This is a genomic window from Enterobacter cloacae complex sp. 2024EL-00711, from assembly GCF_047529885.1.
GTDB classification, from domain to species: domain Bacteria; phylum Pseudomonadota; class Gammaproteobacteria; order Enterobacterales; family Enterobacteriaceae; genus Enterobacter; species Enterobacter ludwigii.
Genome location: NZ_JBLIZC010000003.1, coordinates 20,071 through 34,382, shown reverse-complemented (window position 1 = coordinate 34,382; position 14,312 = coordinate 20,071). Strand labels below are relative to the sequence as shown.

Below are 14,312 nucleotides of genomic sequence, written 5' to 3'. Positions count from 1 at the left end.
AATTCTCCTTAGTTGGTCGCGGTCATCTCACCTGGCTGCGCTGCGCTGGCCGTCTGGGCGGCACCGCCCTGTGGCGCGGACTGCAGCGGATGCGCATCAAAGTATTTACGCAGACCGTTATAGATCGCTTCGGCAATTTGCTGCTGATAGCTGTCGCTGCCCAGCAGGCGTTCTTCAGCGTTATTACTGATAAAGCCTGTTTCCACCAGAATCGATGGAATATCCGGCGATCGCAGAACGCCAAGGCTCGCATGCTCCGGACGGCGCTTGTGCAATGACCCGATGCCCTGCAGCTGATTCAATACATTTGTGGCGACATCATACCCGACGCGCTGGGAATGACCGAATTGTAAATCCAGCACCGCCTGGCTGAGATACGGATCGGCCTGGCTGTTTGCCAGCACATCACCCGCGCCACCTAACAGTTCGGACTGTTTCTCGTGCTCTTCAAGCCAGTTTGCCATTTCACTGTTCGCCCGACGGTTTGACAGCACCCACACTGAGGCTCCCGTGGCGTTACGGTTTGGCGCGGCATCCGCATGAATGGACACCAGGAAATTGGCATTTTGCTTACGTGCCACATCCGAGCGGCCCATCACCGAGATAAAGTAATCGCCGTCGCGCGTCAGCACGCCTTTAAACATAGGATCGTCGTTTAGCAGCGTCCGCAGCTTACGGGCAACCGCGATGGTGACATTTTTCTCCCGCGTACCGCCCGGGCCAATTGCGCCGGGATCCTGACCGCCGTGCCCCGCATCAATGGCGATAATCACTTTATCACCGCTGACCGCGCGACGTGCGCTGGCCGCCGGCCGCGTCACGGTATTGCTGCTGGTAACGCTGGTAATGCGGTCGCTGTCCGTTTTAAACGGATTACGTGCCGGTTCAGATGGGCGCGGGGTATAAACCGGCTCTTCCACGCGTTTCGCCACCACCGGTGGAGGCGGAGGCGGCGGAGGGGCGTCAGCGTTGATGGTAAAGACCACCGTATAATTCGCACCGTTTTGCTGCTTAACCGCTCTGGTTTTACCCTTTTCGGTTAGGTCGACCACCAGACGCAATGACTGGCTATCTTTTGGCGAGCCGGAACGAATGCTTTTAACCAGATTATTGCCGCTGAACTGGAGCGGTAACCCCTGGATAACCCCGGTTTGTTTGATATCCAGCGCCACGCTGTGGCTGTCTGGCTGTGAAAAAGCATATTCCGGATCGCCCATAAAGCTGAACGTGATCCTGGCCTGGCTTTCGCCGTTCGACACCTGAATATCCGACAGGCTTGCCGCCCCGGCCTGCGCGCACAGCAGCACCGTGGCAGCCAATAACCAACCTTTAACGCGACTAATCATCCCGTCATCCCTACGCTTAACCGGCCAGACGCGCCAGTAAGGAACTACCTGATGAGGAAACAGCACTGATGCGTGCCTCACGCCCTTGTGCCTGGTAATCTAAGTGAATTTCGACATCCGGGTCAGGCAACACACCCGCACCTTGTTGCGGCCACTCCACCAGGCAGATGGCATCATTGGCAAAATAATCACGGATCCCCATAAATTCCAGCTCCTCGGGATCCGCAAGGCGGTATAAATCAAAGTGGTACACCATGAGATTTTCAAGGGTGTACGGCTCTACCAGCGTGTAGGTTGGGCTTTTCACATTGCCTTTATGGCCTAACGCCTGCAGAAAACCCCGGCTGAAGGTGGTTTTACCCGCACCTAAATCACCATACAGATAAATGACGGTTGCCCCCTGACAGGCCTGTGCCACGCGTTTGCCAAGATCTAAAGTGGCTTGTTCATCAGGTAAAGAAATCGCTCGATTAGTCATTTTCTACGTCAATCACATCCGGGTTAACAACACGCCGTAGCGTGCAAAAAAGATCGGTGGCCAGCATTCCGCGTGTACCGTAACGTGCCGCCAGCTTATCCGCCGCGACACCATGGGCCACGCAGCCAGCGCAGGCTGCATCATAAAGGGGAAGTTTCTGTCCAAGCAATGCGCCAATGATGCCGGAAAGCACATCGCCCATTCCGCCGCTCGCCATGCCCGCATTTCCGGCATCGACAATGCCCAGCGCCTCGTCGCTGGCGACAACGGTTCCTGCCCCTTTCAGAACGGCAACACCTCCGTAACGTTTTACCAGACGCCGGGCAGAAAGTAAGCGATCGCTTTCAATTTCTGCCACGCTGCAGTTAAGCAGGCGCGCGGCTTCGCCGGGGTGCGGCGTCAGAATGCGATTGTGACGCTTATCAGGATTGATTGCCAGAAGGTTCAGCGCGTCGGCATCCCACAGCATCGGTTTACGAAAATTCTCGACCTTCTGCAGGGCCTGTTTCCCCCAGGCCTGCTGCCCAAGCCCCGGGCCAATGACCACGACATCCGCCCATTCGAGACTCTCTTCAAGCGACTGCGGCGTCAATTCATGCACCATCAGCTCCGGACGGGCCGTAATAATTGGCGCACTATTTTCGATGCGCGTCAGCACCCGCACTAAACCGGCACCGCAACGCAATGCCGCTTCCCCCGTCATGCGGATAGCCCCCGCCGTACCGTGGTCACCTCCAATGATCACCAGCCTGCCGTGATCGCCTTTATGGGACGTCGGGCGGCGCGGCGGTAGCCACTGTGCCAGCAGCGAAGCATCAACGCGCGAAACGTGGGTTTCCTGTCCGGCAAGCCAGCTCTCCAGCCCCAGTGCGTTATGGTGCAACGTTCCCGTGACATCCCGTGCTTTACCGGTAAGCAGCCCCGGTTTCAGGGCGATAAAGGCAACGGTGTGCGCGGCCTGAATCACCGCGCCCGGCGTCGTGCCGGTTTGCGCCATCAGTCCAGAAGGTATATCCAGGGCCACCACCGGCGCGCTGTGGGCATTGGCACGTGCAATCAGGGTGGCAACCGGGTCGCGCGGCGCACTGCGTAGTCCGGTGCCCAGCAGGCCATCAATAATCACATCAATCTCTTCCGGCCAGACGATATCGGTGGCATGAATAACACCGCCCGCGTTCAGCCAGGCTTCCCGCGCCGCACTGGCCTCTTCTGGCAGCGGTTTATCGCTCTCCAGCGCCAGCAACGTCACGTGGATCCCGGCGGCAACCGCCAGGCGGGCGACGACATAACCGTCACCGCCGTTATTGCCGTGTCCGCATAAAATCAGCCAGTGCGACGATTCAGGGTAAGCCGTGCGGGCAACGTTAAACGCCGCTTCACCCGCGCGTTGCATCAGTTCATACAGGGTAATGCCGAGGCTGTCTGCGGCCTCTTTTTCGGCGTGCCGGAGGTCATCCGCATGCCAGATGGAATGTGGTATACTTTCGGGGTTTTTCTTCACAGTATGGTCCGTCATGTCACAGCCCCTCGATCTCAATGAATTAGCGCAAAAAATTAAACAGTGGGGTGCTGAGCTTGGCTTCCAGAAGGTGGGTATCACCGATACCGACCTCTCCGCCAGCGAGCCGAAACTGCAGGCATGGCTGGATAAACAATACCATGGCGAAATGGAGTGGATGGCGCGTCATGGCATGATGCGTGCCCGCCCACACGAGCTGTTACCCGGTACATTACGCGTCATCAGCGTACGCATGAACTACCTGCCCGCCAACGCGGCGTTTGCTCGCACGTTAAAAAATCCCGCTCTCGGTTACGTCAGCCGGTACGCCCTGGGCCGTGATTACCATAAGCTTCTGCGTAACCGTTTAAAAAAACTTGGGGAAACTATTCAGCAGCACTGTGTGTCGCTGAATTTTAGACCGTTTGTAGACTCTGCGCCTGTTCTTGAACGCCCGATAGCAGAAAAAGCCGGGCTTGGCTGGACAGGTAAGCACTCACTTATCCTTAGCCGCGACGCCGGATCGTTCTTTTTCCTCGGTGAACTGCTCATAGATTTGCCGCTGCCGGTAGATGGTCCGGTAGAGGAAGGTTGCGGGCGCTGCGTGGCCTGCATGACCATCTGCCCGACGGGTGCCATCGTTGAGCCTTATACGGTGGATGCGCGCCGCTGCATCTCCTATCTCACCATTGAACTCGAAGGGGCGATACCGGAAGAATTCCGTCCGCTTATCGGTAACCGTATCTACGGCTGCGATGACTGCCAGCTGATCTGCCCCTGGAATCGTTACTCGCAGCTTACGGATGAAGACGATTTCAGTCCTCGTAAAGCGCTTCATGCGCCTCAGCTTATCGAGCTCTTCGCCTGGAGTGAGGCCTGGTTCCTGAAAGTCACCGAAGGATCCGCCATTCGGCGTATTGGGCATCTGCGCTGGTTACGAAATGTCGCCGTTGCGCTGGGCAATGCACCCTGGGATGAAGCCAATATTCAGGCGCTCGAAAGTCGCAGAGGTGAGCACCCACTTCTTGATGAACACATAGAATGGGCGATTGCGCAGCAAATCGAGAAGCGCAATGCCTGCATTGTCGAGGTGCAGCTGCCGAAGAAACAACGGCTGGTGAGAGTGATTGAAAAAGGGCTTGTGCGGGATGCTTGATATATTCACAGCCTGTGAATAAAAATAAAAACTCAAGCGCCATCGGGGCTGGCAATGAGGTCAAGTGATCTAAATAACATTTTGAAATGAAATTTACTTCATTAAATTCAGCATGTTACGAAGATATTATTCACCCTGCTAATTTTCTTCTGGTCTGTAACTGAGTAGGGCTTCTGTGGATAACTCTGTTCACAAGAGTATTTCAGATGCAATAGAAAATGTCCCCAACGAAGCATTCCGCTGTGGATAATCTGGAGATGATAAGAATTTGGAGCGGGAAACGAGACTCGAACTCGCGACCCCGACCTTGGCAAGGTCGTGCTCTACCAACTGAGCTATTCCCGCTTGGGTGGTCCGTGCTGTGGAAGCACTTTCAAATTTTGGAGCGGGAAACGAGACTCGAACTCGCGACCCCGACCTTGGCAAGGTCGTGCTCTACCAACTGAGCTATTCCCGCTTGGGTGGTCTGTGCTTTAGAAGCACCTTCAAATTTTGGAGCGGGAAACGAGACTCGAACTCGCGACCCCGACCTTGGCAAGGTCGTGCTCTACCAACTGAGCTATTCCCGCAAATTTGCACTGCTTTTGTTGCTGTCGTAACGTGTATTTCTCTGTCGTTACGGGAGGCGCATTATACGAGAAATCCGTTTAGCTGCAACCCCCCTAAAAGCGTTTTTTGTGAAATTCAGTTCAAGTGATGGAATATTCATCGCTTTGCACGTTTTTACACCATTCATGCGTTCTGTAGGCCGGGTAACGCGCAACGCCCCCGGCAACCGCCTGAATTACAGCTTAATAAAGTTCTCGCGATAATACGCCAGTTCGGCCACGGACTCACGGATATCGTCCATGGCCTGATGCGTTCCCTGCTTTTTAAAGCCATCCAGGATTTCCGGTTTCCAGCGACGCGCCAGCTCTTTCAGGGTGCTCACATCCAGATAGCGGTAATGGAAGTAAGACTCCAGCTCCGGCATGTACTTAAACAGAAAACGGCGATCCTGACCGATGCTGTTACCGCAGATAGGTGATTTGCCCGCCGGAACCCACTGTTTCAGAAACGCAAGCGTTGCCAGCTCCGCCTCGCGATCGCCCATGGTGCTGGCCTTAACGCGCTCCACCAGCCCGCTCCCCGTGTGGGTGCGCACGTTCCACTCATCCATTAACGCAAGCTGGTCGTCGGACTGATGAACCGCGATAGTCGGCCCTTCCGCCAGAATATTCAGGTTGGCATCGGTCACCAGGGTTGCAATCTCAATAATGCGATCGCGCTCGGGATCCAGCCCGGTCATTTCAAGATCGATCCAAATCAGGTTGTTTTCATCCGCGCTCATGTTATTTTCCACCCTTCTCGCATAACCGGCTGTAGCAGGTTAACTAGTATTAATTAGAGTGTATCATAGAGGTTTTGCCCCTTACGGGCGACCAGGAGCCAGCGCGATTGAGTAAAAATAAACTCTCCAAAGGGCAGCAGCGCCGTGTGAATGCCAATCACCAGCGCCGTCTTAAAACCACTTCGGAGAAGGTCGATTACGACGACAACCTGTTTGGCGAACCGATGGAAGGCATCGTCATCAGCCGTTTCGGTATGCACGCCGACGTGGAATCCGCCAACGGTGAGATTCACCGCTGCAACATCCGCCGGACGATTCGTTCTCTGGTGACCGGCGATCGCGTGGTCTGGCGCCCGGGTAAAGAAGCGGCGGAAGGCGTCACGGTAAAAGGCATCGTTGAGGCGGTCCACGCGCGTACGTCGGTACTGACCCGTCCCGATTTCTACGACGGGGTTAAACCTATCGCAGCCAACATTAACCAGATCGTTATCGTCTCAGCGATTTTGCCTGAACTTTCGCTCAATATTATCGACCGATACCTTGTCGCCTGTGAAACGCTGCAGGTTGAACCGATCATCGTACTCAACAAAATCGATCTGCTCGATGAAGACGGTATGAACTTCGTCAACGAGCAGATGGATATCTACCGTAACATCGGGTATCGCGTTCTGATGGTTTCCAGCTATACCAAAGATGGTCTGAAACCGCTTGAAGAGGCGCTTACCGATCGCATCAGCATCTTTGCGGGACAGTCCGGTGTGGGCAAATCGAGCCTGCTGAACAACCTTCTCGGCCTCCAGCAAGAGATCGTGACCAACGATGTGTCTGATGTTTCTGGCCTGGGCCAGCACACCACGACCGCGTCACGCCTGTATCACTTCCCGCACGGCGGCGATGTCATTGACTCCCCGGGCGTGCGTGAATTCGGTTTGTGGCACCTTGAGCCGGAACAAATCTTCAACGGATTTGTCGAATTCCATGATTATTTAGGTGCTTGCAAATACCGCGACTGTAAACATGACAATGACCCGGGCTGCGCTATCCGTGAAGCGGTCGAGAAAGGCGAAATAGCGGAGACCCGCTTTGAAAACTACCACCGCATTCTCGAGAGCATGGATCAGGTAAAAACGCGTAAAAACTTTTCTGATTCTGATAACTGACAACTAAGCTAAGCATCGCTAAAATCGTCCCCTTTTTTCAGGTTCCGGCGCTTTGCGGCCGGATCAGGAACGACAAAACAATGGCCTGGAGGCTACCTTGTTAAACTCATTTAAACTTTCGCTTCAATACATTCTGCCGAAACTGTGGCTCACTCGCCTGGCGGGCTGGGGCGCGAGCAAACGAGCGGGCTGGCTGACCAAACTGGTCATCGACCTTTTCGTAAAATATTACAAGGTCGACATGAAAGAGGCGCAGAAGCCGGATACCGCCAGCTACCGCACCTTCAACGAGTTTTTCGTCCGCCCATTGCGAGACGACGTGCGCCCGCTGAATACGGACCCTAACGTGTTGGTGATGCCTGCAGATGGCGTGATTAGCCAACTGGGTCACATCGAAGACGACAAAATCCTGCAGGCGAAAGGCCATAACTACAGCCTGGAAGCGTTGCTGGCAGGTAACTACCTGATGGCGGATCTGTTCCGTAACGGGACCTTCGCGACCACCTATCTCTCACCGCGCGACTATCACCGCGTGCACATGCCGTGCAACGGCATCCTGCGTGAAATGATCTACGTTCCGGGCGATCTGTTCTCCGTGAACCACCTCACGGCGCAGAACGTACCTAACCTGTTCGCCCGTAACGAACGCGTCATCTGCCTGTTTGATACTGAATTCGGTCCTATGGCGCAGATTCTGGTGGGCGCGACCATTGTCGGCAGCATTGAAACCGTCTGGGCTGGCACCATCACCCCACCACGTGAAGGCGTGATCAAGCGCTGGACCTGGCCTGCCGGTGAAGAAGAAGGCTCTGTCGCCCTGCTGAAAGGTCAGGAGATGGGTCGCTTCAAGCTGGGCTCAACCGTTATCAACCTGTTTGCACCGGGTAAAGTTAAGCTGGCCGAACAGCTTGAAAGCCTGTCGGTCACCAAACTGGGTCAGCCGCTGGCCGTCTCTACCGAAACCTTCGTAACGCCGGTGGCAGAACCTGCACCGTTGTCCCAAGAAGAGATCGACGCCGAGCACGACGCCAGCCCGCTGGTTGACGACAAAAAAGACGAAGGCTAATAACAGAAGGATCGCTGACGTGCGCCCGATTATCGTTCTACTGATGGCCTGGTGCCTCAGCATGGGGGCGTACGCAGCGACAGCCCCCGACGCAAAACAGATAACCCAGGAACTGGAGCAAGCAAAAGCGGCAAAACCCGCTCAGCCAGAGACCGTTGAGTCGCTCCAGTCCGCCCTGAACGCGCTTGCGGAGCGTAAAGGCTCCCTTGAGCGTGCACAGCAATATCAGCAGGTTATCGACAACTTCCCGAAACTCTCGCAAACGCTGCGCTCGCAGCTCAGTAATCTGCGTGATGAACCGCGCGATATACCGGCGGACATGTCTTCTGATGCGCTGAATCAGGAGATCCTCCAGGTCAGCAGCCAGCTTCTGGAAAAGAGCCGTCTGGCTCAGCAGGAGCAGGAGCGGGCGCGTGAAATTGCCGACTCGCTCAGCCAGCTTCCCCAGCAGCAAACCGATGCCCGCCGCCAGCTTAATGAAGTTGAGCGTCGCGTTGGCACGCAAAGCGGCAACACGCCGCAAGCGCAGGCGCAGAATCTGGGGCTGCAGGCCGAATCTGCTCGCCTCAAAGCCCTTGTCGATGAACTGGAGCTGGCGCAGCTGTCCGCCAATAACCGCCAGGAGCTGTCGCGGATGCGCTCTGAGCTGGCGCAGAAGCAGAGCGAACAGTTGGATGCATATCTGCAGGCCCTGCGTAATCAGCTTAACAGCCAGCGGCAGCGCGAAGCCGAGCGTGCGCTTGAAAGCACCGAGCTGCTGGCGGAAAACAGCGCGAACCTGCCCAGCGGCATCGTTGAGCAGTTTAAGGTCAACCGCGAGCTCTCTGCGGCGCTGAACCAACAGGCGCAGCGTATGGATCTGGTAGCCTCGCAACAGCGCCAGGCTACCAATCAAACCCTACAGGTCCGCCAGGCGCTTAACACGTTGCGTGAGCAGTCCCAGTGGCTAGGGTCATCAAACCTGCTGGGTGAAGCGTTACGCGCGCAGGTCTCACGCCTGCCGGAAATGCCCAAACCGCAGCAGCTGGATACCGAAATGGCTCAGTTGCGCGTGCAGCGACTGCACTTTGAGGATCTGCTCAACAAACAGCCGCAAATCCGCCAGATCCGTCAGGCTGACGGACAGCCGCTGACCAGCGAGCAGAACCGCATTCTGGAAGCCCAGTTGCGTACCCAGCGTGAACTGCTGAACTCTCTGCTCCAGGGCGGGGATACGCTGATTCTGGAACTGACCAAGCTGAAGGTCTCTAATAGCCAACTGGAAGATGCGCTGAAAGAGGTGAATGAGGCAACTCACCGTTATCTCTTCTGGACCTCCGACGTACGGCCGATGACCTTCTCGTGGCCGATTGAGATTGTTCAGGACCTGCGCCGCCTTATTTCGCTGGATACCTTCAGCCAGCTGGGCCAGGCCAGCGTGATGATGCTCACCAGTAAAGAGACCATTTTCCCGCTGCTGGCCGCGCTGATTCTGGTGGGCTTCAGCATTTACTCGCGCCGGTATTTCACCCGATTCCTGGAGCGCTCCAGCGCCCGGGTGGGGAAAGTTACGCAGGATCACTTCTGGCTGACGTTACGTACCGTCTTCTGGTCGATTCTCGTCGCCTCACCGCTACCGGTGCTGTGGATGACGCTTGGATATGGCCTGCGGGAAGCCTGGCCCTACCCGCTCGCGGTGGCCATTGGCGATGGCGTCACTGCCACGGTGCCACTGTTGTGGGTGGTAATGATTTGCGCCACGTTCGCGCGGCCCAACGGTTTGTTCATCGCTCACTTCGGCTGGCCGCGTAATCGCGTTGCACGCGCCATGCGTTACTACCTGATGAGCATCGGACTGATTGTGCCGCTGATCATGGCGCTGATCATGTTCGATAAACTCAATGACCGGGAATTCTCAGGGTCGCTGGGCCGCCTCTGCTTTATGCTGATATGCGGGGCGCTGGCAATTGTCACGCTCAGCCTGAAACGCGCCGGTATCCCGCTCTATCTGGATAAATCCGGTAACGGCGACAACATGTTCAACCGGCTGCTCTGGAACCTGCTGCTGAGCGCACCGCTGATTGCCATGCTGGCAGCGACGGTGGGTTACCTGGCGACCGCCAAGGCGCTGCTGGCGAGGCTTGAAACCTCGGTGGCGATTTGGTTCCTGCTTCTGGTGGTGTATCACGTGATACGCCGCTGGATGCTGATCCAGCGCCGCCGCCTGGCGTTCGACCGTGCCAAGCACCGGCGTGCAGAGATCCTCGCCCAGCGTGCGCGTGGCGAGGAAGAGCCAAACCATGTCAACAGCACAGAAGGCACGACGGAAGCTGACGAAGTCGAGCTGGATCTGGATGCCATCAGTACCCAATCCCTGCGACTGGTACGCTCCATCCTGATGCTGATTGCCCTGCTGTCGGTGATCTTCCTGTGGTCGGAAATTCACTCCGCGTTTGGCTTCCTGGAAAACATCTCCCTGTGGGACGTAACATCCACGGTACAAGGTGTGGAGAGCCTGGAGCCGATTACCTTAGGCGCGGTGTTGATTGCCATTCTGGTGTTGATCATCACCACCCAGCTGGTGCGTAACTTCCCGGCGCTGCTGGAACTGGCCCTGCTGCAGCATCTCGATTTAACCCCGGGGACGGGATACGCAATTACCACCATCACCAAATATCTGATCATGCTGTTTGGCGGGCTGGTCGGCTTCTCAATGATTGGTATTGAATGGTCGAAACTGCAGTGGCTGGTGGCGGCACTTGGTGTGGGGTTAGGGTTTGGCTTACAGGAGATCTTCGCCAACTTTATCTCTGGCTTGATTATTCTGTTCGAAAAACCAATTCGTATTGGCGATACGGTAACGATCCGCGACTTGACCGGCAGCATCACCAGGATCAACACGCGCGCCACCACGATCAGCGACTGGGACCGTAAAGAGATCATCGTGCCGAACAAGGCGTTTATTACCGAGCAGTTTATCAACTGGTCGCTGTCAGACTCCGTCACGCGTGTGGTGCTGACGGTACCTGCGCCGTCGGATGCCAACAGCGAAGAGGTCACTCAGATCCTCTACACCGCCGCGGAGCGCTGTTCATTTGTGATCGACAACCCGGCGCCGGAAGTGTTCCTGGTGGATTTACAACAGGGGATCCAGATTTTCGAACTGCGTATTTACGCCGCCGAAATGGGACACCGTATGCCACTGCGTCATGAGATCCACCAGCTGATTCTGGCAGGGTTCCGTGAGCACGGCATTGATATGCCGTTCCCACCGTTCCAGATGCGTCTGGAAAGCCTGGACGGGCGCAAAACGGGAAGAACGTTAACGTCAGCGGCGCGCACACGCCCGGCAGGAAGTCTGTAACCCTTCTCCCCTCCCTTCCGGGAGGGGAATGTTTGACCGCTACGCCACTTCCGTCAGCAACGCCACAGAACGTCGGCGGTAATTCTCATAAATCCCCATCGCCAGAAGCGAGAAGAAGACTGGACCGCCCACCATCCACAGTGCGCTACTCCAGTCATTCGCCTCAATCACCGGCTGAATAACGGTAAAGATGTTGGCGAATGCCACTACCAGCACCACCACCGTGGTTGCCAGCAGCGTGGCGGCGCGCGTTTTGAAAATCACAAACGGACGCTCAAGATCCTCCTTCGCCTTAAAGAACGGGAAGGCCAGGCTCAGAAAGAGATAAGGCAGCGTCATCGACACGTTCGCCATCAGGGTCAGCTTGTTATAAAACGCTGACGCGGTATCCCCACCAAACGACACCAGCAAAATGAACACGCAGACCAGCAGGCACTGCATCCACATGGCGTTGGCGGGCATACCTGCGGTATTCAGTTGCGTCATGCGTGCAGGCCACAGCGCTTTTGGCGTGCCCTGAATTATCGCTTTCAACGGAGAGTAAATCAGCGTGAAAAACGCGCCGGTATAGGCAAGGAACATGGACAAGCCGGTGATGCGTGCAAACCAGACGCCCATCGTTGCCGCCGCTTCCGGTGTCAGATTCATCGCTTGTCCCAGCGTCATCCCCAGGCTTTTCATCAGCACATAGGTAATGTTGCCCAGGTTAGTGGTGTTGTTGCTGAGTACCTGCTGCCAGTTGCTGCTGACGCCCCAGAGGAAAATTGCCAGCGAATAGCCAATGGAGATAACTATTGCGGCAAAAATAATGCCTTTCGCAAAGTTCTTTTCCGGGTTCTCGGTCTTGTCGACCAGGCCGCCCACCGCCTCAATACCGCCGTACGCAAAAATGGCAAACACCACAAAGGAGAGCATAGCGAGCCCGGACTGATAGCTCGGGTTGGGCGAGGAAACGAAGTTCACCTCCTGAGCGAAATGTCCGCCGTTCAGGCACAGAATGGCAATGCTGACCAGCAGCAACACCAGGTTCAGGCACATCACCGAGATCCCACCCACGGCGGTAATGCGGGCAATTTTGTTGATGCCCTTAGACGCCACCAGCGTTACAACCACCATCCAGCAGACGGCCAGAATCCCGACCACTTGCGTGGAGCTCAGACCGGCCAAAGACCAGACCTGAGTGTAATCGCTGCCGAAAACAAACGTCGAAAACGGTACCCAGACCTTGGCCGCCGTACTGACCATCCAGACCACATACGAGGAGAACCACATAAACGTGCCGATAAACGCGTAGCGCGGGCCGATGCTGTTGTTCATCTAGGAATAGATCCCGCCCTCTTCTTTGCGGTAGGCCGCCCCCATTTCCGCCATCATCAGCGCAAACGGTATGAAGAAAAACAGGGCCGAGACGATGTAAAACGGCGTTGCGCTGTAGCCCATCAGATAGAAAGCCGACGGGCTGTTGGCAAAGCCAAAGACGGAGGTAAAAATCATCAGGATGAGCCCGGTGAGGGTCATCTTTTTAAGTGACTGGAACATAGCGCCATCCAAAGGAAGTTAAACTGCGCGGATGGTAGCAGATGACCAGACTAATATTGTGGCTATTAGGGGCAAATTAAGAAAAAGACCTGCGTACAGAGAATGTGGCAGTTTTTAATGTTGTCGTGCGGAAATGGAAAGGTTAATTGACATCAGAGGAGAGCCGGGTAAGCGACAGTGCTACCCGGCAATACGGTGCGTTATGCGCGATCGACCGTAAACGCGATCACTTCGCCCAGCTGTTCTGCACCCAGCGCCAGCATCACCAGACGATCAACGCCCAGCGCCACGCCGGAGCAATCCGGCAGGCCCGCCTTCAATGCTTCCAGCAGATGGGTATCAATAGGCTGCTGCGGCAGACCACGTGCCGCGCGCTTGCGGTTATCCTGCTCAAAACGCTGCTGCTGTTCGCGTGCGTCGGTCAGTTCGTGGAAGCCGTTCGCCAGCTCGATACCTTTGTAATAGACCTCAAAACGCTCCGCCACGCGGTGATCTTCGGTGCTGATCTGCGCCAGCGAAGCCTGGCTTGCCGGGAAGTGATATACAAACGTCGGCCGGTCTTTGCCAATTTGCGGCTCAACGCCAAAGGTGAAGAGCAGTTGCAGCAGCGTGTCGCGGTCTTCTTCGGTATCTGCCACGTTGCTCAGATCCAGTTTTGCCGCCACTTCGCGCAGCTGCGCTTTATCCGCAGAGAGCGGATCAATTTCCAGGTAACGCTGGAAAACCTGCTGATAAGAGAGCGTTTCCGCTTCTGAGCACTCCAGCACCTGCTGCAGCAGATCGTCCACCTCGTTCATCAGGCGGTACATATCATAATGCGGACGGTACCACTCCAACATGGTGAATTCCGGATTGTGGTGACGCCCCATCTCTTCATTACGGAAACTGCGGCACAGCTGATAGACCGGGCCACATCCTGCCGCCAGCAGGCGTTTCATGTGGTATTCCGGGCTGGTCATCAGATACAAATTCATGCCCTGTGAGTGGCCAGGACCAACAAAACGGGTTTCAAACGGGACCAGATGAATATCCGTTACCGTTGCCTGACTCATGCACGGGGTTTCCACCTCAAGGACGCCGCGGTCGGCAAAGAAGCGGCGGATCTCCGCCATAATTGCAGCGCGTTTTAGCAGGTTGGGGATGGATGCGCTCGGCTGCCAGGTGGCCGTTTCGCTCATGAGTTTTTCTCCGATTTCAGACAAGGGCACGAAGTCTACTCGTTACCAGGGACGGAGACAAATTTTGCGCAGTAAAAAAGCGCATTTCATTTAGGTGAACAATTGCGCGACGAAATTCATTACTCACCGCGATAAATCGCCGCACAGAACAGCAAAAAAATCGAACACGTCAAATTTCCCTGACATCCACGCGGTTATACTGCTTTACCCATAAAGGA

Annotated in this window: 9 protein-coding genes, 3 tRNA genes and 1 pseudogene; 4 read left to right on the top strand and 9 right to left on the bottom strand. The window is 55.8% G+C overall.

The window, feature by feature from the left end; translation table 11 throughout:
• Nucleotides 1-8: 8 nt before the first annotated feature.
• From amiB to nnr, 3 genes are read right to left on the bottom strand one after another with little or no spacing between them, the layout of a single operon-like run.
• A complete protein-coding gene (gene amiB, locus ACMVME_RS10145; protein ID WP_014168308.1) occupies nucleotides 9-1,346 on the bottom strand; it encodes an N-acetylmuramoyl-L-alanine amidase AmiB in 1,338 nt (445 codons plus the stop codon).
• 16 nt (nucleotides 1,347-1,362) lie between these two features.
• Complete coding sequence (gene tsaE / locus ACMVME_RS10140) at nucleotides 1,363-1,824, bottom strand: tRNA (adenosine(37)-N6)-threonylcarbamoyltransferase complex ATPase subunit type 1 TsaE (protein ID WP_020882947.1); 462 nt, start codon at nucleotides 1,822-1,824, stop codon at nucleotides 1,363-1,365.
• On the bottom strand, nucleotides 1,817-3,340 hold the full coding sequence (gene nnr, locus ACMVME_RS10135; RefSeq protein WP_025206258.1) for a bifunctional ADP-dependent NAD(P)H-hydrate dehydratase/NAD(P)H-hydrate epimerase: 1,524 nt from the start codon (nucleotides 3,338-3,340) through the stop codon (nucleotides 1,817-1,819). Before nnr ends, tsaE begins: the two co-directional genes overlap by 8 nt.
• Between nnr and queG the strand changes: the two genes are divergently transcribed.
• Nucleotides 3,339-4,478 (top strand): tRNA epoxyqueuosine(34) reductase QueG, encoded by a 1,140-nt coding sequence (gene queG, locus ACMVME_RS10130; protein ID WP_068795294.1) that lies wholly within the window; start codon nucleotides 3,339-3,341, stop codon nucleotides 4,476-4,478. The two genes, nnr and queG, sit on opposite strands and share 2 nt — an antisense overlap.
• A 269-nt stretch (nucleotides 4,479-4,747) precedes the next feature.
• Here the strand turns inward: queG and ACMVME_RS10125 are convergent.
• The 4 genes from ACMVME_RS10125 to orn form a co-directional block, all read right to left on the bottom strand.
• A tRNA-Gly gene (locus tag ACMVME_RS10125) sits at nucleotides 4,748-4,823 on the bottom strand.
• Between the two features lie 36 nt (nucleotides 4,824-4,859).
• Nucleotides 4,860-4,935: transfer RNA gene (locus ACMVME_RS10120), tRNA-Gly, on the bottom strand.
• Nucleotides 4,936-4,971: 36 nt separating this feature from the next.
• Nucleotides 4,972-5,047 (bottom strand) — tRNA-Gly (locus ACMVME_RS10115).
• Between the two features lie 215 nt (nucleotides 5,048-5,262).
• Nucleotides 5,263-5,808 (bottom strand): oligoribonuclease, encoded by a 546-nt coding sequence (gene orn, locus ACMVME_RS10110; RefSeq protein ID WP_025206260.1) that lies wholly within the window; start codon nucleotides 5,806-5,808, stop codon nucleotides 5,263-5,265.
• 107 nt (nucleotides 5,809-5,915) lie between these two features.
• On the opposite strand from orn, the gene rsgA reads away from it, so the two are divergent.
• The 3 genes from rsgA (at nucleotide 5,916) to mscM (ending at nucleotide 11,377) form a co-directional block, all read left to right on the top strand.
• The gene (gene rsgA / locus ACMVME_RS10105; protein ID WP_020882951.1) at nucleotides 5,916-6,968 is read left to right on the top strand and encodes a small ribosomal subunit biogenesis GTPase RsgA; all 1,053 of its coding nucleotides are present in this window, start codon (nucleotides 5,916-5,918) and stop codon (nucleotides 6,966-6,968) included.
• A 97-nt stretch (nucleotides 6,969-7,065) separates the two neighbouring features.
• Nucleotides 7,066-8,034 (top strand): archaetidylserine decarboxylase, encoded by a 969-nt coding sequence (gene asd / locus ACMVME_RS10100; RefSeq protein ID WP_020882952.1) that lies wholly within the window; start codon nucleotides 7,066-7,068, stop codon nucleotides 8,032-8,034.
• A gap of 19 nt (nucleotides 8,035-8,053) precedes the next feature.
• Entirely contained in the window at nucleotides 8,054-11,377 is a 3,324-nt protein-coding gene (gene mscM, locus ACMVME_RS10095; RefSeq protein ID WP_025206261.1) for a miniconductance mechanosensitive channel MscM, read from the top strand.
• A 39-nt stretch (nucleotides 11,378-11,416) separates the two neighbouring features.
• Here the strand turns inward: mscM and yjeM are convergent.
• Nucleotides 11,417-12,916: pseudogene (gene yjeM, locus ACMVME_RS10090) on the bottom strand (glutamate/gamma-aminobutyrate family transporter YjeM).
• 200 nt (nucleotides 12,917-13,116) lie between these two features.
• Nucleotides 13,117-14,094: an elongation factor P--(R)-beta-lysine ligase gene (epmA, locus tag ACMVME_RS10085; RefSeq protein WP_020882955.1), complete on the bottom strand. Its 978-nt coding sequence runs from the start codon at nucleotides 14,092-14,094 to the stop codon at nucleotides 13,117-13,119.
• Nucleotides 14,095-14,312: the final 218 nt, after the last annotated feature.

Excerpts from the sequence above, each read along its gene's own strand:
- amiB (WP_014168308.1), bottom strand. The coding sequence starts at position 1,346 with ATGATTAGTCGCGTTAAAGGTTGGTTATTGGCTGCCACGGTGCTGCTG.
- tsaE (WP_020882947.1), bottom strand. The coding sequence starts at position 1,824 with ATGACTAATCGAGCGATTTCTTTACCTGATGAACAAGCCACTTTAGAT.
- queG (WP_068795294.1), top strand. The coding sequence starts at position 3,339 with ATGTCACAGCCCCTCGATCTCAATGAATTAGCGCAAAAAATTAAACAG.
- nnr (WP_025206258.1), bottom strand. The coding sequence starts at position 3,340 with ATGACGGACCATACTGTGAAGAAAAACCCCGAAAGTATACCACATTCC.
- orn (WP_025206260.1), bottom strand. The coding sequence starts at position 5,808 with ATGAGCGCGGATGAAAACAACCTGATTTGGATCGATCTTGAAATGACC.
- epmA (WP_020882955.1), bottom strand. The coding sequence starts at position 14,094 with ATGAGCGAAACGGCCACCTGGCAGCCGAGCGCATCCATCCCCAACCTG.